Origin of the sequence: Aquirufa ecclesiirivi, from assembly GCF_011250515.1 — a bacterium.
Taxonomy (GTDB): domain Bacteria; phylum Bacteroidota; class Bacteroidia; order Cytophagales; family Spirosomataceae; genus Aquirufa; species Aquirufa ecclesiirivi.
In genome coordinates, this window is the sequence record NZ_JAANOP010000001.1 from 601,857 (window position 1) to 620,547 (window position 18,691).

The window sequence follows — 18,691 nt, forward strand, 5'->3', positions numbered from 1 at the left end:
ATTAATCTTCTAAAATATTGCTGATCGGACTGAGTTTGAGGAATAGTCCCAAAAAGAAAAGAATGAACGCAAAATCAAAGAAAAATTTACTCTGATCTACATGTTCTTCCCAATATATTTCTTTCACTTTGGTAGATTCCAATTGATTGATTTCATCAAAAATGGCATTTAAACTCTTTTGATCGGTAGCACGGTAAAACTTTCCATTGCTTTTTTCGGCAATGATACGAAGCGTACTTTCATCCACGGGGTCCATGGATGGTTTTACACTACCTACAGCAATGGTATATACTTTGATGCCAAAGGTTTTCGCTAATTCAGTGGAAGTCAGAGGGTCCAAATTACCTGCAGTATTATTTCCATCACTGATTAAAATGCTGATTTTCTTAGGATTAGGAGAATCTCTTACCTGATTGATGCACATGCCTAGTGCATCGCCTAAAGCAGTACCTTCTTCTTTAATTAATTTCGAATCAAGCCCTAATAAGGTTTGTTGCAAATAACTAGAATCGTTGGTGATGGGGCTGGCTAAATAGGGAGCACCTGCAAAGGCGATTACAGCGATGAAATCATTCTTTCTTTGTTTGACAAAAGAGGTAGCTACTTGTTTGGCAATGACTAATCTAGAAGGATTAACGTCTCGATTCAACATAGAGGACGATATGTCGATAGCTAGAGCCATGTCAATTCCATCCGGTTGAATCTTTCTTTTTGGGTTGACTTTATAGGGGCCAGCTAAAGCTAAAATGATGCTGGTAAGGAGCATCATTTGAACGATATCTGGGATAAAGCTGATGAATCGGATTAATCGGTTTTGGATTAATGGTTTTGTAAATGAAAGGGTAATTCGAGCTTGATTTTTTCTATTTAATAAATATCGAATCAAAAATATAAGCAAGGGAAGGGGGAGGAGAAATAGAAAAACCTCATGTTCCCACTGGTAGGAAAATAGGGAAATAAATTGCTGCCAAGAAAAGAATAGCTGGAATTTCATGGCTTTTTATTTTCCTGAGAAATGAATGTTCTTTCTTCCTGATATATGGAATTGGCAATTTCTAAAAGCATATTGACCGAATCTGTCGTTTTACCAGAAAAATTTCCTCCATAAATGGTTGAATCTAATTCATGTAATGCCTTCGCTAATTGTTTATTTTCCAAGGTATCTACCATTTCTTTGGTGGTAAATGTGGTAAATGGTTTTAAGGTTAAGCTTTCTAAATATTTTTTCCAAAGAGAAAATGCACGTTCCAAATTTTGTAATCCCATTTGGTTATTCTCAATATTGCGAATATACCTTTGATAGAAACGGCGGAATTCAGCATTTTTTCGCCACAATACATAAAGCTTGAACCATTTTTTCAAGCTATTTCCTAGAAACCAGTAGATTAGTCCAGTAAAAATTAATAGACCTAATCCCCAAATGACTACATTTTTCAAGTCTGTTTTTGGTTGCAATGGAGCAATTGTTACATGCTGGTAGAGGGAATCCAAATTGATTTTCTCAGGATGAGGCACGAGGCGTTTTAAATAGACATGATCTTTAATGGGGTAGATTTTAGTACAATCTGCCTCTTGCAAGAGGTAAACAGGAATGGCTAAACTTTGTTGATTCTCAATCCGAAATAGTTGAAAAGTATAAACGGCAGAATCAATACTTCCACTTTCATCTGTCCTAGTAGGAAAATATGTTCTTTCTACAGCTTGAAACGCCCCAAAAGTTTGGTTTACTGAGGGGAAAAATATTTCTTGATTTTTTCCATGTCGTACCGAAAGGCTATAGTGAATCTGCTGTCCAATTTTGACAGAATCTTCTAAAAATTGACCTTTGATTTGAATGGGCTTTTGTTGCATTATTTTCTAGCGGTAAACATTTTCACAAGAGTTGGGACAAAATCTTCTCCTGCACGTATACTGATGTAATCAGCTTGCCATTGTTTACATAATTTTTTGAGTTCTTCGGCTCTATGGGAACCTTGTTCCTTTTGTAAGTTTTTGAAAAAAGCTGAACTGGTATTTACCCAGGTCGTTCTTTTTCTTTCTGGGTCAAAAATGGGGATAATACCCAAAGATGGAAGTTTTATTTCTTGCTTATCTACGATTTGGATGACTACTAAATCATGCATTTGAGACATAGCCCTTAATAGATCTTGGTAATTCTCATCGATAAAATCAGATATGACAAAAATTAGGCTGCGCCTTTTTAACACCTGCAAGGTAAATCCTAAAGCCGCTTTGAGGTCGGTTCCAGTATTCTCTGGTTCCATTTTAAAAAGCTCAGTGATGACGCGGTAGGCATGTTTTTTACCCATGGCAGGAGGCATGAATTTCTCGTTTTTGTCGGAAAATCCACAAAATCCTAAATGACTAGCTTCTTGCATGGCTGAAAAGGAAAGTACGCCAGCTACTTCTTTCAATGTTTTAAGTTTGGATTGGGAGTTTCTGCCCACCTGTTGGGAGGCGCTTACATCCAATAAAAAAAATACGGTTTGTTCTTTTTCTTCTTTGAATAATTTGACAAAAGTACCGTGGCCTTTGGCGGTGGTATTCCAGTCGATATGACGTACATCGTCTCCATAATGGTATTGACGCAGGTCACTAAATTCCAATCCCGAGCCTTTGAAAATGGACGAAAAATTCCCGTGCATTTGGGTATTTATCGCTTTTCTGATGCGAATTTCCAATTGAACAACATGGGAAAGAAAGGAATGAATGTCCGAATCCATGGAATGAATGAGGGCTTAGAATCGTGCTAAATTACCTATTTTTTGAGCAAGTCGAATGAAAAGCCACAAAAGCTTTCTAAATTAAGGGGAAATTTGAACCATGAGAAAAATTTATTTCCTACTATGTTTGGGATTCTTAGCATGCGGGGAATCGTCGGAATCCAAACTCATTGAAGAGGATAAATTAGCTGAGATATTGGTCGATATACACATCGAAGAATCCAAGGTTTCCAATTTGCATTTTGGAAGTATTGATTCATCGATCTTGGCGTACAATTATCAAGAAAAGCGTATTTTTAAAAAGTATGGAGTGGATTCTTTGCAGTTTGCGAGCAATTTTGATCGCTATGTACAAGAGCCAAAGGATTTTTTGCGCTTGTATGATAAGGTAAATCGAATCATGGAAAAACGATTTAAAAAGCCTGAAACTTCACATCGATGAGACTAGTAGGATTATGTATTTTATGGCTATTAAACTTTATGGCTATGGCGCAGCTGCCTTTCATTCAAGGACATCGAGGGTTTAGAGGACTTTACCCAGAAAACACCATTCCGGCATTTGAACAGGCACTAAAAGCAGGTGTTCGAGTACTCGAGATGGATGTATGTATTTCTGCAGATGGGCAAGTTCTTGTTTCTCATGAACCTTATATGAATTCAATCTATAGTTCCAAGCCAGATGGACAAGCTGTAACCAAGGAAGAAGAAAGGAAATTCAATCTGTTTCTGATGACTTATGAAGATATTAAACAGTTTGACACAGGAAAAAGGGGGAATGCCTCTTTCCCAGAGCAAAAAGCTATGGCAGCGCACAAACCATTGTTGTCCGAGGTTTTAGCACTGGGCGAAGCTTTTAGAAAAAAACACAAACAGGATATTTTTTACAATATTGAAATCAAATCTGTGGAGGCAGAATATGGTATTTCTCAACCCAAAACGGTAGAAGAGTTTTCAGAGAAAGTTTGGACTGTTATTTCCAAGCAGGTAAAACCTGAGTACATCATGTTACAAAGTTTTGACTTCCAAGTGTTAAAATATTGGAATAAGGCCATGAAGGAAGGAAAATTTCCAGCACAAATTATGCTCTCTGCTTTAGTTTCGAGAAAAAGTCCAGAAAATACGATCAAAGATTTAGGATTCGTCCCAGCTATTTACAGCCCTAATTATCAATCTCTAAGTCCAGAATTGGTGGTTTATTGCCATAAAAATGGAATGAAAGTAGTGCCATGGACAGCTAATGAAGCAGATGCCATATTTCGTTTGGCGGAGATGGGTGTTGATGCCGTCATTACCGATTATCCCAACCGTGTACCTCAATATTTAAAACCTGTGCATTGATGGCAAACGGAATTTCTTTATTCAATGAAACGCTTTTATGGTTCATGAAACGACGTATGTCGCGGATTGAATCCATCTATACTCGTCCATTGGATTTGCAGGAAATTTGTTTGAAAGATTTGGTACAATCAGGAAGGCAAACCGAATGGGGCAAGCAATTTGGCTATGGTCAAATCAATAATTATGCTGCATTTAAGGCACAAGTGCCCATTTCTACCTATGAGGAAATTTTTCCTTACATCGATCGAGTGATGCAAGGTGAGCAGCAAATCCTTTGGAATAGTCCAGTGACATGGTTCTCTAAATCTTCTGGTACTACGAATGCACGGAGTAAGTTTATTCCTGTTTCTAAAGAATCATTAGAATCTTGTCACATGATGGGAGGAAAGGACATGATTACTTTATTGATACATAACCGACCCGAAACAAGGGTTTTTGAGGGGAAGGGCTTGTCTATTGGGGGTAGTTTGTCTTATTGTGCTACCAATCCCAATGTGCTTGTAGGAGATGTGTCAGCCGTTATTATGAAGAATTTGCCTGTTTGGGCTCAAATGATTCGTACCCCTTCTTTGGAAGTAGCCTTGATGGATGATTGGGATCAGAAGATTGAGCGTATGGCATTGGAAACATCCAAAGAGAACGTAACGAGTATTTTGGGGGTTCCAACATGGACATTGGTATTGATTGAAAAGATATTGGAAATTACGGGAAAGAAGTCCATTTTGGAAGTTTGGGAAAACTTTGAATTTATGATTCATGGAGCAGTAGCTTTCGGACCTTATCGGGAGTTATTCCAAAAACAAGTTTTTCGGGATCAAGGAGTGGGTTTTCTGGAAATATATAATGCCTCCGAGGGGTTCTTTGGTATTCAGGATGATTTGACTTTAAACGACGAATTATTACTGATGTTGGATTATGGGATCTTTTATGAGTTTATTCCCATCAATGATGAAGGGGAGGAACAAGATACAATAGTTGATTTAAGTCAAGTGGAATTGGGGGTCAATTATGCTTTGGTGATTAGCACCAATGCGGGTTTGTGGCGCTATAAAATTGGAGATACGGTTCGTTTTACTTCTTTGGACCCTTTTAGAATAAAAATTTCTGGGAGAACGAAGCATTTTATCAATGCTTTCGGAGAAGAGGTAATTATGGAAAATGCAGAAATAGCCATATCTAAAGCCTGTTTAACCACGAATGCCGTCATCAAAGAATATACAGCAGCGCCGAATTATATGAATGGTGGCCAACGTGGTAGCCACGAATGGATTATAGAATTTTCAAAAGCACCAAAAGAAATGCGTACCTTTGTGGAGGTATTGGATCAAACCCTCCGCGAGATTAATTCAGATTATGACGCTAAGCGGTCTTATGATTTAGTATTAGGCCCACCCATTGTTCATCAGGCTCCATTGGGAACTTTTTACGCATGGATGCGGGAAAGAGGAAAGTTAGGAGGCCAGCATAAAGTTCCTCGATTGAGTAATAATCGGGAGTTTTTGGAGGGAGTCAAAGCTCATTTTAAAGAATAAAAAACATGTCATTAAAACTTACCATTGAGAACGGGATCAAAGACGCGATGCGTGCAAAAGATGCCGATAGACTACGTGCATTACGTGCAATTAAGTCACAAATTTTATTAGAAGAAACTTCTGGATCCCATGCGGGTGAATTGTCAGCTGATACAGAAATGAAGATTTTGATGAAAGCTGCCAAGCAACGTAAAGATTCATTGGAAGTGTATGTAGCTCAAAACCGCCCAGACTTAGCCGAAAAAGAACAGGCAGAATTGAGTATTATTGAAGAGTTTTTACCAAAGCAGTTGAGTGAGGCAGAATTGACAGAAAAGATTCAGGCTATCATTGTTCAAGTAGGAGCTATGAGCCCGGCAGATATGGGTAAAGTAATGGGAGTAGCAAGTAAGCAATTAGCTGGATTGGCGGATGGTAAAGCTATTTCAACCAAAGTAGGAGAACTTTTAAAGAAATAAAGTGTCAGAAATAGCTAAGAAAGAGGAATTGGGAGCCATCAGAAAGCTCAGTTTAGACGAGTTGAAGCAACTTATGATTCAGCATGGTGATCCTGCGTTTCGTGCTAAACAAGTTCATGAGTGGATTTGGAAGAAATCAGCCCGCAGTTTTGATGCGATGGGTAATATTCCGAAAACGACACGTGAGTGGTTAAATCAACATTTTTCTTTGCAATGTGTACAGACGGACGATATGCAAATTAGCACGGATCGGACGATTAAGTCGAGTTTTAAGTTGCATGACGGGCATTTGGTAGAGGGGGTATTAATTCCTACTAGAGAAAGAATGACTGCTTGTGTATCATCGCAAGTGGGTTGTTCTTTGACTTGTAGTTTTTGTGCTACGGGTTATATGGATCGGAAACGAAATCTGGAGTCTTATGAGATTTATGACCAAGTGGTATTGATTCGTGATCAAGCTCAAGAAAAATATGGCATACCACTGACCAATATTGTTTATATGGGGATGGGGGAACCTTTATTGAATTATGCCAATGTGTTGAAATCGATTGAGGAAATTACCTCACCAGATGGCTTAGGGATGTCGCCAAAGCGGATTACGGTTTCTACGGCAGGCATTGCTAAAATGATTAAGAAGTTGGGGGATGATCAAGTTAAATTTAATTTGGCGCTTTCACTTCATGCGGCCAATGATACAAAAAGGAATCAGATTATGCCGATTAATGAAACCAACACCTTGGTGGCATTAGCAGAGGCTTTGAGGTATTTTTACGATAAAACAGAAAATGAGATTACGTTAGAGTATATCATGTTCAATAAGTTCAATGACTCCGTAGAAGATGCTAAAGAGTTGTGGGAATTTGCAAGAAAGTTGCCTTGTAAGATTAATATCATAGAATATAACCCGATTGCACAGGCCTCATTTGTAAACGCAGAAGCTGATGCTTTAGCGAAGTTTACCGCATTTTTAGAAAGTAAGAAGATGATTGTCAATGTGCGACGGTCTAGAGGCAAGGATATTGATGCGGCTTGTGGACAATTAGCAGGAAAGAAAACAGCATAATTTTATTGGATGGAAGCGCAGAATAGGCTATTTCCTGTTTTTTTGAAATTGGAACAATTAGATGTTTTGGTTGTAGGAGGGGGAAATGTTGCTTTAGAAAAGGTATCAGCTATGTTAAGGAATGCACCTAACTCTAGAATAAGTTTGGTGGCTCCATTTTTCAGAGAAGATACATTGGATTATTTGAAGGATTTTCCACAAGTTCAATTGATGCACAGACCATTTGAAGCAGCGGATTTGGATGGAAGGGATTTGGTGATTTGCACAACAGATCAATATGAATTGCATGTCCAGATTCGTGAATTAGCTCAGCAAAGACATTTATTGTGCAATGTGGCTGATACCCCGGCATTATGTGATTTTTATTTAGGGTCAATCGTTCAAAAGGGGGATTTGAAAATTGCGATTTCTACCAATGGCAAGTCGCCTACTTTAGCTAAACGCATTCGGGCCTTTTTAGAAGAGGTTATACCTGATGACATTCAAACCTCTTTAGATTCCTTGGAGGCCTTGCGTAAAGACCTTAAGGGCGATTTTGAATCCAAGATAAAGGCGCTGAATGAGTTAACGAAGGGTTTGATTTTCAAGAAATAATCAGGGGAGGATTTCTTAGGAGAAAAAGGGATTTATTGCTGATTTTATGGATTTTATTGATTTTTAAAAGATTTGACAACTTTTAAAAAGTTGTCAAATCTAAACTCAAGTAGACAAATCTATTGACAAGGAATCGTTTTTCAAAGTTAGTATCCTAATTGATAAGTCTTCATCTTCACCAAATTTTATCAATAAACTGATATTCTTCTCGGACGAATGTTAATGCAGTTCATAATTTCTAGATTCGTTTTTAATCTAGCTTATGGCCTTTGTCGAACACTATTATACTCAATTTACATCTGGAGAATTTTATCACCTTTACAACAGAGGGGTAGATAGGAAATCAATATTCAAATCTCGATCAAATTATTTTTATTTTTTGCGTCAGTGGGTAAAATACCTTGAGGGCTACTTAGATGTATTAGCCTATAGTCTAAACGACAACCATTTTCATTTTTTAGTACAGGTCAAACATTTTAGTGACAGTGATTTAGGAGGGAAGACGGTTCACGAACTAATTGCGAGTAGACTTAAAAAGTTTTTCCAATCTTATACCATGGCTTTTAATAAGCAACATGGGCGTGTAGGGACACTGTTTCAAACACCATTTAAGCGGGTATTGGTTGAGAAATCGGAGGATTTGACTACTTTGATAAGTTATATCCATATTAATCCACAGAAGCATGGATTAATATCAGATTTTAGGCAATGGGAATGGAGTTCTTATTCCCAGGTAATACAATTCAAAAAGAGTTTTGTCGAAAAAGAATTTGTGTTGGAATGGTTTGGCGGAAAAAAACAGTTTATTGATTTTCACTCAAGGGAAATCAAAGAAACTGATATTCTTTCATTGACGGACGAGTAATGGAGGGATTTATGTTGACATTTGACAATGATTTGACAAGGTTTGACAACTTAGATTTGACAACTTTTTAAAAGTTGTCAAATCTACCCTTGCCCATACACCCCTTGCCCATACACCCCTTGCCCATACCTTCTTACCCTTACCTTCATTCCAGCAAGACTTATTTCACCTTAGTTTCTATAGTAGTACATCAATTTTAGTCAAAAAAATAGGGCTCGACTGAGCCCTATTTTTTATGATTAATCCTGTACAAATTATAAGTACTGATTGGCATTGTTGGCATTTAAATCTTCAAAAGCTGATTTTAAACGGGCAACAAATGTGTCTTCTCCTTTACGTAACCAAACACGCGGGTCATAAAATTTCTTGTTTGGAGCATCGTCACCACTAGGGTTACCAATTTGACCTTGTAGATAAGCTTCTTTCTCTTTGTAAAAATTAAGAATACCTTCCCAGAAAGCCCATTGCAAATCCGTATCGATGTTCATTTTGATAGCTCCATAGGAGATAGCTTCGCGAATTTCTTCACGAGAAGAACCTGAACCACCATGGAACACGAAGTTGATCGGTTTCTCAGCGGCTAATGCATATTTGTGACGGATGAAATCTTGAGAGTTTTTCAAGATGACAGGTTGTAATTTTACATTTCCTGGTTTGTATACACCGTGAACGTTACCAAAAGCAGCAGCAATGGTGAAACGATGAGAAATAGCATTTAATACCTCATAGGCATAAGCCACTTCTTCCGGTTGAGTGTATAATTTAGAAGAATCTACATCTGAATTATCCACACCATCTTCTTCACCGCCTGTTACACCTAATTCAATTTCAAGTGTCATGCCAATCTTAGCCATACGGGTTAAGTATTTAGCGCAGATTTCTAAGTTTTCTTCTAAAGGCTCTTCCGACAAATCTATCATATGAGAAGAGAACAAAGGTTGTCCTGTTTCAGCATAGAATTTTTCACCTGCATCCAAAAGTCCGTCTAACCAAGGAAGTAATTTTTTCGCGCAGTGGTCGGTATGAAGAATTACTTGCACGCCATACACTTTAGCTAATTGGTGTACATGATAAGCTCCAGAGATAGCCCCAGCGATGGATGCTTCTTGGTTTCCATTAGGAAGAGATTTTCCAGCATAAAATTGAGCACCGCCATTCGAGAATTGAATGATAACTGGGGAATTTACTGCTTTTGCAGCTTCTAATACGCCGTTAACAGTGTCAGTACCAGTAACATTTACCGCAGGTAATGCAAATTGGTGTTTTTTAGCAATTTCAAATAATTCCTGTACGGCATCTCCGTACAAAACACCTTTTTGGTTGGTTAAACTTGACATAATGATTTTTTTTCTTGGGAAATAAATAAAAACTACCTGATTAACAGGTGAGTAGGGCACAAATTTAGTAAAAATGCACAAATTCTAAGGCTTAATTCCGAATAATACACAGACTCAGTGGATTAGCTAAAAAATATTTTTAATAGAGCTATTGGATGTGTTAATATTTTTCCTACCTTTGCACTCCCGTTCGACAAACGCAGTTTTTTATTCAGAAAGAGGTTGGCAGAACTTCTCGAATTTATTTAAAACACCAAAAATGCGGGTCGAAATGGTTTAAATTGAGGTAAGCTCGATTTTTGTGTTAGAACTGGTATTGATTAATGAATGTTGAATGCCCAACCCATTGATTGAATATTAAGCTACACAAGGTGTTTTTCGCTGTTATCCACAGCGCCGCCATCTTGTCGCTTTACGCCAATCTGCATTTTTATTGATTCTTCGTCATTGTTCGCAGTGATTTTTGAATAAAAGTCTCACAACAAGCCTTAGATAGCCTTGTGAGCATAATTTTTTAAACAAAATATTATATGTCTGGAATTATTGGTAAAAAAATCGGAATGACCAGCCTATACATGGAAGACGGTAGATCCGTTGCATGTACGCTGATTGAGGCCGGCCCTTGTGTTGTTACGCAAGTGAAAACTGTTGAGAACGAAGGCTACAACGCTGTTCAAATCGGTTTCGGTGAAAAGAAAGAGAAGCACACAACAAAATCTTTGTTGGGTCACTTTAAGAAAGCTAACACAACTCCAAAGAAAAAATTGGTAGAGTTTCGCACGTTCGAGCAACCATTGAACTTAGGAGATGTATTAACAGTAGAAATGTTAGAAGTTGGAACCTTCATTGATGCGGTAGGAACTTCTAAGGGTAAAGGTTTTCAAGGTGTTGTTAAGCGTCACGGATTTGGTGGTGTGGGTGGTCAAACTCACGGTCAGCATAACCGCGGTCGTCACCCAGGTTCTATTGGAGCTTGTTCATTCCCATCACGTGTATTCAAAGGCTTACGTATGGCTGGACGCACAGGAGGAAATCGTGTTAAGGTTCAAAACTTAGAGGTTTTGAGAATTTATCCAGACAAAAACCTTTTGGTGGTATCAGGATCAATTCCTGGAGCGAAGAACTCATACGTAATTATTGAAAATTAAAACCCATAAAGGCGTGAGCCTTTAACAATAGACATTCTGATTATGGAATTAGCAGTATATAACATAGCAGGTAAAGATACCGGAAAGAAAGTAACCCTTTCTGACGAGATCTTTGGCATTGTTCCAAACGAGCATGTGGTTTACTTGGATGTGAAGCAATATTTGGCGAATCAACGTCAAGGAACACACAAGGCGAAAGAGCGTGCAGAAGTTTCACGTTCAACGCGTAAGATTAAAAAACAAAAAGGTACAGGTGGTGCACGTGCCGGTTCGATGAAATCTCCATTGATGAAAGGTGGTGGTCGTATCTTCGGTCCACGTCCACGTGATTACCATTTCAAATTAAACAAAAAGGTGAAGTCATTGGCTCGCCAGTCAGCTCTAGCTGCGAAAGCACAGAGTGGAGATATCGCAATTTTGGATTCAGTGGCATTTGACACTCCAAAAACAAAAGCGTATTTGACTATGTTGAAAGCTTTCTCTTTAGATAATACGAAAACATTATTGATTACTCCAGAAGTAGACAAGAATGTCGTATTGTCAGGACGTAACGTTCCCAAGGCAAAAGTTTCGACAGCATCGGATGTGAATACATATGATTTAGTAAATGCTACTAAGTTGTTGATCACAGAAGCAGCGATCCAAAAAATTGAATCATCTTTTAGTAAATAATTTTCAGAACCTAGTTCTGTTATAAACGAAATATACCATGGGCATTATTAAACGTCCGGCCTTGACTGAAAAGTCGCAAGCCATGCAAGAAAAAGGCAAGTATGTATTTGTGGTTGAATTAACTGCAAACAAGATTGAGATTGCCAAGGAGGTTAAGAAAATGTACGGAGTTGAGGTATTGGATGTAAAAACCATGCGTCAAATTGGAAAGAAAAAATCCAAAAGTACTCGTACTAAAATTACTTCTGGACGTACTTCTACGATTAAGAAGGCAATCGTTACAGTAGGAACTGGAGAAGTGATTGACTTCTACCAAGGAATTTAATTAGAATGTATTAAGGGGGTTCATCCCGATAATTTGAACTAAAATAAATGGCAGCTATTAAAAAATTAAAACCAACAACTCCAGGCCAACGTCAGCGCATTGCGCCAACGTTTGAGGAGATTACTACGGACAAGCCGTATAAGCCCCTTTTGGAGCCTATCAAGCGTACAGGTGGTAGAAATGCAGATGGTCGTCGTTCGATGCGTTACATCGGAGGAGGTCACAAGCGTCGTTACCGTGTGATTGATTTTACTCGCTCTAAGTTTGATGTATCGGCTACTGTTTTGACAGTAGAATACGATCCAAACCGTACTTCACGTATTGCTCTAGTAGAGTATACAGATGGAGAAAAGGCTTATATCTTAGCTCCGCAAGGAATTCAAGTAGGTCAAACAGTGATCTCTGGTGAGTCAGTGGCTCCCGAGATTGGAAATACATTGCCTTTGGCAAACATCCCATTGGGTACTTTGGTACACGCAATTGAATTGCAGCCAGGTCGTGGAGCTGAAATGGCTCGTTCGGCAGGAACTTACGCTCAATTGTTAGCACGTGATGGTAAATACGCCACGCTTAAGTTGCCTTCAGGTGAAATGCGTATGGTATTGGCTCGTTGCTTAGCAACTATCGGTACTGTATCGAATGCAGATCACATGAACGTGAACTTGGGTAAAGCAGGTCGTCATCGTTGGTTAGGTCGCCGTCCACGTGTTCGTGGTGTGGTGATGAACCCAGTAGATCACCCGATGGGTGGTGGTGAGGGCCGCGCTTCAGGAGGTCACCCACGTTCTCGTACCGGTTTATTGGCTAAGGGTAAGAAAACTCGTAATCCAAAGAAACACACTAATCGTCTTATCATCAGTAGAAGAAAAAAATAGTAGATGGCACGTTCACTAAAAAAAGGTCCTTACATTGATTACCGCCTTGACAACAAGGTACAGGTGATGAACGAATCCGGCAAAAAGTCGGTGATCAAAACATGGTCAAGACGTTCAATGATTTCTCCAGATTTCGTAGGCCACACGTTTGCGGTACACAACGGGAATAAGTTTATCCCAGTTTATGTCACTGAAAACATGGTAGGTCACAAATTAGGTGAGTTCTCGCCGACCCGTAACTTCCGTGGTCACATAGCGAAAAAAGACAAGGGTAAAAAGTAAAGATATTGACCTACGGGTCTTATAATCAGAAATTGAAAAATGGAAGCTATTGCTAAATTAAGAAATGTTCCTACCTCGCCTCAAAAGATGCGTTTGGTAGCGGATATGGTACGCGGACAAAAAGTATCTAAGGCTTTAGGTATTTTAAAGTTTGAGCCTAAAGTGGGTGCTAAAGCAATTGAAAAATTGTTGTTATCAGCAGTCTCTAACTGGCAGAACAAACATGAGGACGCTAAAATCGAAGAAGCTGATTTATACATCAAGACTATCTTCGTAGATGGAGGTTCATCTATCAAGCGTTTACGTCCTGCTCCTCAGGGAAGAGGTCACCGGATTTTGAAAAGATCCAATCACATCACTTTAGTAGTGGCTTCTTCGGCGGCACCTGCTTTAGAGGAAACAAATTCAGCTGAATAATTAACTATTAGATATAACAAGAAATGGGACAAAAAATTAACCCCGTTGGATTAAGATTAGGTATCGTAAGAGGTTGGGATTCTAACTGGTACGGTGGTAAGACTTTCGCGGATAAATTGGTTGAGGACGAGAAGATCAGAAAGTATGTGGCTGCTCGTATTCCAAAGGGATCTATCTCTAAAGTTATTATTGAACGTACTTTAAAGCGGATCACATTGACGATCAATACAGCTCGTGCTGGTGTCGTGATTGGTAAGCAAGGTGCCGAGGTAGATAAGGTAAAAGAGGAGTTGAAAAAGATCACTGGAAAAGACGTTCAAATCAACATTTTTGAAATTAAACGCCCAGAAATCGATGCTAAATTAATTGGAGAAGCAATTGCTCAACAATTACAAGCTCGTATCTCTTTCCGTCGTGCGATGAAACAAGCGATTGCTTCAGCCATGCGTGTAGGAGCTCAGGGTATTAAATTGAAATTATCAGGTCGTTTGGGAGGTGCTGAAATGGCACGTTCTGAAGGATACAAGGAAGGTCGTATCCCATTGCACACATTGCGTGCAGATGTGGATTATGCCATTTCTGAAGCATTAACTGTTTACGGAAAAATCGGTATCAAAGTATGGGTATTCCGTGGAGAGGTTTTTGGAAAGCGTGATTTATCTCCCAATGCAAACATGGGCTTGCAATCTACTTCGGCAGATTCTCGTCCTGGTGATCGTGGCCCGCGTGGTCGTGACGATGACCGTCGCGGAGGAGGACGTTCTCGTCGTCCAGAAGGAGCAGATCAAGGTGGTGATCGCAACAAACCAGGTGCTGGTGGTGCAAACCGTGGCCGTGGAGGAAAGCGCTAAGCATCCATAATAATTTTGTATTAGATATTAGACTTATAAGAAGATGTTACAACCAAAAAGAACGAAATTTCGTAAGCAGCAAAAAGGTCGCGTAAGAGGGGTTGCTACCCGTGGCCACGAAATTGATTTTGGATCATTCGCTATTAAATCTTTGGAGCCAGGTCGTATTACAGCTCGTCAAATTGAGGCAGCTCGTATTTCGGTTACTCGTGCCATGAAACGTGAAGGTCAAGTTTGGATTCGTATTTTCCCTGACAAACCTATTACTAAGAAGCCTGCAGAGGTTCGTATGGGTAAAGGAAAGGGAGCTCCTGAGTATTGGGTAGCCAACGTTCGTCCAGGTACTATTTTGTTCGAATCAGCAGGTGTTCCTTTAGCCCTAGCGCAAGAAGCTTTGCGTTTAGCCGCTCAGAAATTACCGATGCGTACAAAATTTGTAGTACGTAGAGATTATTCAGAATAGAGTTTTAAACCCTAGGTTTAAAATTTAAATAGCATCGTTATGAAAAACGCAGAAATAAACAAATTAGGAGTAGCGGAATTGACACAGCAAATCGTTGTGGAGCAGGAGAACTTATCTCGTTTGAAATTGGCTCATGCCATTTCACCGATTGAGAACCCAATGCGTATTCGTGAAACTCGTAAATTGATTGCCCGCTTAGAGACAGCTTTATCGGCGCAAGCAAAAGCTTAATTAATTATTAATTTTTAATAGACCATTTCGACATTGCTAATGGTCAATTGTTTAACAAGTCCAACAACCATGGAAGAAAGAAACCTAAGAAAAGTAAGGATTGGGAAAGTGGTTAGTGATAAGATGGATAAATCAATCACTATTACAGTAGACCGTAAGGTCAAGCACCCCTTGTACGGAAAGTTCGTACAGAAGACCACTAAATTGATGGCTCATGATGAGAATAATGAGTGCGGAATTGGTGATACAGTGAAAGTGATGGAAACCCGTCCTCTTTCTAAAAATAAGCGTTGGAGATTAGTAGAAGTAATCGCAAAAGCGAAATAATTCTATCTCTTGTTATTCAAAATTTAAAATTTAAAGATCAAAGATAATGTTACAGCAAGAATCAAGATTGGGTGTAGCGGATAATTCTGGAGCGAAAGAAGTTTTAGTGATTCGCGTTTTGGGAGGTACTGGAAAAAGATATGCTTCTGTAGGCGATAAAATTGTAGTTTCAGTTAAGTCGGCTCTTTCCTCTTCAAGCATGAAGAAAGGAACAGTTTCAAGAGCAGTAGTTGTTCGTACGAAAAAAGAATTTCGTCGCAAAGATGGTACGTATATTCGTTTTGAAGATAATGCGGCCGTTTTATTAAATGCCAACGATGAGCCAAGAGGAACACGTATTTTTGGACCTGTAGCACGTGAATTACGTGAGGCTGGTTTTATGAAGATTGTTTCTTTAGCCCCAGAAGTTTTATAAATAGATAGATATATTGGTTATCCAATAGAAAAAATCATACCATGGAAAATAATACAAGCAAGCAAACAAAATTGCACGTAAAAAAAGGAGATACTGTGATGGTGATTGCAGGTAATGCCAAAGGTAAAACTGGTGTTATCAAGCAAGTGATCATTGAGAAATCTCGTGCAATTGTAGAAGGAGCTAATTTGCAAACGAAGCACGTTAAGCCTTCAGCAAGCAATCCTCAAGGAGGTATTGAAAAGCGTGAGGGTTCAATCCACATCTCTAATTTGATGGTGGTTGAAAACGGAAAGCCTGTACGTACTGGTCGTAAAGTAAACGAGCAAGGTAAGTTACAGCGCTATTCTAAAGTAACAGGAAAATTTATTGCATAAATAGAATTTAACGCGTGGGTCGGAAATCCACAACATATACAAAAATGGCAGTACCTAGATTAAAAAAACGTTTTGTAGAAGAGGTTGTACCAAGCTTAAAAGAAAAGTTTCAGTACAAATCTGTGATGCAAGTACCTAAGATTACTAAAATCGTAATCAATAAAGGTGTAGGAGCCGCTGTAGCGGACAAAAAGCTAGTAGATGTAGCTGTAGAAGAAATCACTCAAATTGCTGGTCAAAAGGCAGTGGCAACAATTTCTAAAAAGGCAATCTCTAACTTCAAATTGCGTGAAAACATGCCAATTGGTGTGAAAGTAACCTTGCGTGGAGATCGTATGTATGAGTTTTTAGATCGTTTAACTACGGTTTCTTTAGCTCGTGTACGTGACTTTAAAGGAATCTCAGAAAAGGGATTTGATGGTCGTGGAAATTATACATTAGGGGTGAAAGAGCAAATCATCTTCCCTGAGATTTCCATCGATAAAGTAGCTAAAATTTCCGGTATGGACATCACGTTTGTGACTACAGCTAATACGGATGAAGAAGCTTACGCTTTATTGGCTGCCGTAGGAATGCCTTTTTCCAATATTAAAAAATAATTAGCCACGGGCTACTAACACATTTAAAATTTTTACATCATGGCTAAAGAGTCAGTAAAAGCTAGAGAAAGAAAACGCGAAGCAGCTGTTGCTAAATATGCAGTGAAAAGAGCGGCATTGAAAGCAGCAGGTGATTACCTAGGATTGGATAAGTTACCTAAAAATGCTTCTCCAGTACGTCTTCATAACCGTTGTAAGTTGACCGGTCGTCCACGTGGTTATATGCGTAAATTCGGCATTAGCCGTGTTACTTTCCGCGAAATGGCATCCAATGGTTTGATTCCAGGAGTGACCAAATCAAGCTGGTAATATAAAATTTGATTAATTAAATTCATTTTTGTAATTTTGCAGGCCTTTTTAATGGCTTGCGGCAAATTTAAAAACAATGACAGATCCTATAGCAGACTATTTAACCCGATTGAGAAATGCCTTGAAGGCACGCCATAGGGTAGTTGAAATTCCTGCTTCCAACATTAAAAAGGAAATCACGAAGGTGCTTTTTGATAAGGGGTATATTTCAAATTATAAATTTGATGATACTACAGTTCAAGGAACCATCAAGATTGCTTTGAAATACAATGCAGTAACTAAGCAACCTGCAATCATTAATTTGACTCGTATTTCTAAGCCAGGTTTACGTAAGTACAACGGAGCTGAAGAGTTGCCACGCGTATTAAACGGTTTGGGTATCGCAATTTTGTCTACTTCGAAAGGAGTAATTACAGACAAAGAGGCACGTACACTACACGTTGGCGGTGAAGTTCTTTGCTACGTATATTAATAATTAATTGTTTAACGCTGAAAGGAGCTAAGCTCGAAATCTAAGCAAAAACTACATTTTCATGTCAAGAATAGGAAATAAAATTATCAACATTCCTGCTGGTGTAACCATCGATGTTAACGCAGGTAATTTGGTAACAGTAAAAGGCCCTAAAGGAACTTTATCTCAACAAATTGATCAAGATATCATTATCGAAATCGAAGAAAATGTGTTGACGGTAAAACGTCCTACAGAGCAAAAACGTCACAAAGCCATGCACGGTCTTTACCGTTCATTAATCAACAACATGGTTGTTGGTGTAAGTGAGGGTTTTGTGAAGAATTTGGAAATCATTGGTGTGGGTTACAAAGCAGCAAACCAGGGTAATATCTTGGAGTTAAGCTTAGGTTACTCTCACGCTATTTTCATGGCTATACCAGAGGAAATCAAAATCACTACGGCGATGGAGAAAGGTAAAAACCCAATGGTTAACTTAGAAGGAATCGACAAGCAATTGATCGGTCAAGTGGCGGCTAAAATCAAATCACTTCGTCCAGTGGAGCCTTACAAAGGTAAAGGTGTTCGTTTTGTGGGTGAGCAAGTTCGTCGCAAGGCAGGTAAAGCAGGTGGTAAGAAATAAATAGAAAGCGTGGGCCGGAAATCCACACAAACAAGTTAAATCAATATGGCAACAACAAAAGATTTACGTAGACTTCGCATCAAACGTGCGATACGTGCGAAAATAAAAGGTACAGCTGAACGTCCTCGTTTAACTGTTTTCCGTTCCAACACAGCGATGTACGCTCAGTTGGTGGATGATTTGAGTGGAAAGACGATGATGTCTGCTACCTCATATAAGAAAGGTAAAGTGAACAACAATGTAGAGGCTGCCAAATTAGTAGGAACAGCTATCGCAGATAAGGCCAAAGCTGCTGGAATCACTAAAGTGGTTTTTGATCGTAACGGTTATTTGTATCACGGAAGAATTAAATCATTAGCTGAAGGCGCTCGCGAGGGTGGCTTACAATTTTAATAAAAG

At 38.9% G+C, this 18,691-nt stretch carries 28 protein-coding genes; 24 read left to right on the plus strand and 4 right to left on the minus strand.

What is annotated here, in order from left to right; translation table 11 throughout:
• Position 1 precedes the first annotated feature (1 nt).
• From G9H65_RS02505 to G9H65_RS02515, 3 genes are read right to left on the minus strand one after another with little or no spacing between them, the layout of a single operon-like run.
• A complete protein-coding gene (locus G9H65_RS02505) occupies positions 2-994 on the minus strand; it encodes a VWA domain-containing protein (RefSeq protein ID WP_166373771.1) in 993 nt (330 codons plus the stop codon).
• Positions 991-1,851, minus strand: coding sequence for a hypothetical protein (locus tag G9H65_RS02510; protein WP_166373772.1), 861 nt, complete (start codon positions 1,849-1,851; stop codon positions 991-993). The genes G9H65_RS02505 and G9H65_RS02510 overlap by 4 nt, the downstream gene beginning before the upstream one ends.
• Positions 1,851-2,723, minus strand: a complete 873-nt coding sequence (locus G9H65_RS02515) for a DUF58 domain-containing protein (protein WP_205753220.1) — start codon at positions 2,721-2,723, stop codon at positions 1,851-1,853. Before G9H65_RS02515 ends, G9H65_RS02510 begins: the two co-directional genes overlap by 1 nt.
• Positions 2,724-2,823: 100 nt before the next feature.
• Here G9H65_RS02515 and G9H65_RS02520 point away from each other — a divergent pair, with 100 nt between their 5' ends.
• From G9H65_RS02520 to G9H65_RS02550, 7 genes are all read left to right on the plus strand, one after another.
• Complete coding sequence (locus G9H65_RS02520) at positions 2,824-3,165, plus strand: DUF4296 domain-containing protein (RefSeq protein WP_166373773.1); 342 nt, start codon at positions 2,824-2,826, stop codon at positions 3,163-3,165.
• A 44-nt stretch (positions 3,166-3,209) separates the two neighbouring features.
• Complete coding sequence (locus G9H65_RS02525; RefSeq protein ID WP_235927444.1) at positions 3,210-4,061, plus strand: glycerophosphodiester phosphodiesterase family protein; 852 nt, start codon at positions 3,210-3,212, stop codon at positions 4,059-4,061.
• Entirely contained in the window at positions 4,061-5,593 is a 1,533-nt protein-coding gene (locus tag G9H65_RS02530) for a GH3 auxin-responsive promoter family protein (protein WP_235927445.1), read from the plus strand. The genes G9H65_RS02525 and G9H65_RS02530 overlap by 1 nt, the downstream gene beginning before the upstream one ends.
• Before the next feature lie 5 nt (positions 5,594-5,598).
• Positions 5,599-6,051 carry a GatB/YqeY domain-containing protein gene (locus tag G9H65_RS02535; protein WP_166373774.1) on the plus strand — a complete coding sequence of 151 codons (453 nt, stop codon included), beginning with the start codon at positions 5,599-5,601 and terminating at the stop codon, positions 6,049-6,051.
• 1 nt (position 6,052) lies between these two features.
• Positions 6,053-7,114: a 23S rRNA (adenine(2503)-C(2))-methyltransferase RlmN gene (rlmN, locus tag G9H65_RS02540; protein ID WP_166373775.1), complete on the plus strand. Its 1,062-nt coding sequence runs from the start codon at positions 6,053-6,055 to the stop codon at positions 7,112-7,114.
• A 9-nt stretch (positions 7,115-7,123) separates the two neighbouring features.
• The gene (locus G9H65_RS02545) at positions 7,124-7,708 is read left to right on the plus strand and encodes a precorrin-2 dehydrogenase/sirohydrochlorin ferrochelatase family protein (RefSeq protein WP_166373776.1); all 585 of its coding nucleotides are present in this window, start codon (positions 7,124-7,126) and stop codon (positions 7,706-7,708) included.
• Positions 7,709-8,087: 379 nt separating this feature from the next.
• A complete protein-coding gene (locus G9H65_RS02550) occupies positions 8,088-8,573 on the plus strand; it encodes a hypothetical protein (protein ID WP_166373777.1) in 486 nt (161 codons plus the stop codon).
• Between the two features lie 254 nt (positions 8,574-8,827).
• On the opposite strand, the gene fbaA is transcribed toward G9H65_RS02550, so the two are convergent.
• A complete protein-coding gene (gene fbaA, locus G9H65_RS02555) occupies positions 8,828-9,910 on the minus strand; it encodes a class II fructose-bisphosphate aldolase (RefSeq protein ID WP_166373778.1) in 1,083 nt (360 codons plus the stop codon).
• Positions 9,911-10,440: 530 nt separating this feature from the next.
• Between fbaA and rplC the strand changes: the two genes are divergently transcribed.
• From rplC to rplR, 17 genes are all read left to right on the plus strand, one after another.
• Positions 10,441-11,058: a 50S ribosomal protein L3 gene (rplC, locus tag G9H65_RS02560; protein ID WP_109324432.1), complete on the plus strand. Its 618-nt coding sequence runs from the start codon at positions 10,441-10,443 to the stop codon at positions 11,056-11,058.
• Positions 11,059-11,100: 42 nt separating this feature from the next.
• Complete coding sequence (gene rplD / locus G9H65_RS02565; protein ID WP_109324431.1) at positions 11,101-11,730, plus strand: 50S ribosomal protein L4; 630 nt, start codon at positions 11,101-11,103, stop codon at positions 11,728-11,730.
• Between the two features lie 37 nt (positions 11,731-11,767).
• Complete coding sequence (gene rplW / locus G9H65_RS02570) at positions 11,768-12,055, plus strand: 50S ribosomal protein L23 (protein ID WP_109324430.1); 288 nt, start codon at positions 11,768-11,770, stop codon at positions 12,053-12,055.
• A 47-nt stretch (positions 12,056-12,102) separates the two neighbouring features.
• A complete protein-coding gene (gene rplB / locus G9H65_RS02575) occupies positions 12,103-12,930 on the plus strand; it encodes a 50S ribosomal protein L2 (protein WP_109324429.1) in 828 nt (275 codons plus the stop codon).
• A 3-nt stretch (positions 12,931-12,933) separates the two neighbouring features.
• The gene (gene rpsS / locus G9H65_RS02580; RefSeq protein WP_109324428.1) at positions 12,934-13,212 is read left to right on the plus strand and encodes a 30S ribosomal protein S19; all 279 of its coding nucleotides are present in this window, start codon (positions 12,934-12,936) and stop codon (positions 13,210-13,212) included.
• Between the two features lie 39 nt (positions 13,213-13,251).
• Positions 13,252-13,629 (plus strand): 50S ribosomal protein L22, encoded by a 378-nt coding sequence (gene rplV / locus G9H65_RS02585; RefSeq protein WP_109324427.1) that lies wholly within the window; start codon positions 13,252-13,254, stop codon positions 13,627-13,629.
• A gap of 23 nt (positions 13,630-13,652) precedes the next feature.
• Complete coding sequence (gene rpsC / locus G9H65_RS02590; protein ID WP_109324414.1) at positions 13,653-14,480, plus strand: 30S ribosomal protein S3; 828 nt, start codon at positions 13,653-13,655, stop codon at positions 14,478-14,480.
• Positions 14,481-14,523: 43 nt separating this feature from the next.
• Complete coding sequence (rplP, locus tag G9H65_RS02595; protein WP_109324413.1) at positions 14,524-14,943, plus strand: 50S ribosomal protein L16; 420 nt, start codon at positions 14,524-14,526, stop codon at positions 14,941-14,943.
• A 39-nt stretch (positions 14,944-14,982) separates the two neighbouring features.
• Positions 14,983-15,174 carry a 50S ribosomal protein L29 gene (gene rpmC, locus G9H65_RS02600; protein ID WP_109324412.1) on the plus strand — a complete coding sequence of 64 codons (192 nt, stop codon included), beginning with the start codon at positions 14,983-14,985 and terminating at the stop codon, positions 15,172-15,174.
• Positions 15,175-15,243: 69 nt separating this feature from the next.
• Entirely contained in the window at positions 15,244-15,501 is a 258-nt protein-coding gene (gene rpsQ, locus G9H65_RS02605) for a 30S ribosomal protein S17 (protein ID WP_109325446.1), read from the plus strand.
• Positions 15,502-15,547: 46 nt separating this feature from the next.
• Entirely contained in the window at positions 15,548-15,916 is a 369-nt protein-coding gene (gene rplN, locus G9H65_RS02610) for a 50S ribosomal protein L14 (RefSeq protein ID WP_166373779.1), read from the plus strand.
• A 41-nt stretch (positions 15,917-15,957) separates the two neighbouring features.
• Positions 15,958-16,293, plus strand: a complete 336-nt coding sequence (gene rplX, locus G9H65_RS02615) for a 50S ribosomal protein L24 (RefSeq protein ID WP_166373780.1) — start codon at positions 15,958-15,960, stop codon at positions 16,291-16,293.
• Between the two features lie 44 nt (positions 16,294-16,337).
• Positions 16,338-16,892 (plus strand): 50S ribosomal protein L5, encoded by a 555-nt coding sequence (rplE, locus tag G9H65_RS02620; RefSeq protein WP_166229555.1) that lies wholly within the window; start codon positions 16,338-16,340, stop codon positions 16,890-16,892.
• A 39-nt stretch (positions 16,893-16,931) separates the two neighbouring features.
• A complete protein-coding gene (rpsN, locus tag G9H65_RS02625) occupies positions 16,932-17,201 on the plus strand; it encodes a 30S ribosomal protein S14 (RefSeq protein ID WP_109324408.1) in 270 nt (89 codons plus the stop codon).
• 76 nt (positions 17,202-17,277) lie between these two features.
• On the plus strand, positions 17,278-17,673 hold the full coding sequence (gene rpsH / locus G9H65_RS02630; protein WP_109324407.1) for a 30S ribosomal protein S8: 396 nt from the start codon (positions 17,278-17,280) through the stop codon (positions 17,671-17,673).
• 61 nt (positions 17,674-17,734) lie between these two features.
• Entirely contained in the window at positions 17,735-18,292 is a 558-nt protein-coding gene (rplF, locus tag G9H65_RS02635; protein WP_166373781.1) for a 50S ribosomal protein L6, read from the plus strand.
• A 45-nt stretch (positions 18,293-18,337) separates the two neighbouring features.
• The gene (gene rplR, locus G9H65_RS02640) at positions 18,338-18,685 is read left to right on the plus strand and encodes a 50S ribosomal protein L18 (RefSeq protein ID WP_166373782.1); all 348 of its coding nucleotides are present in this window, start codon (positions 18,338-18,340) and stop codon (positions 18,683-18,685) included.
• Positions 18,686-18,691: the final 6 nt, after the last annotated feature.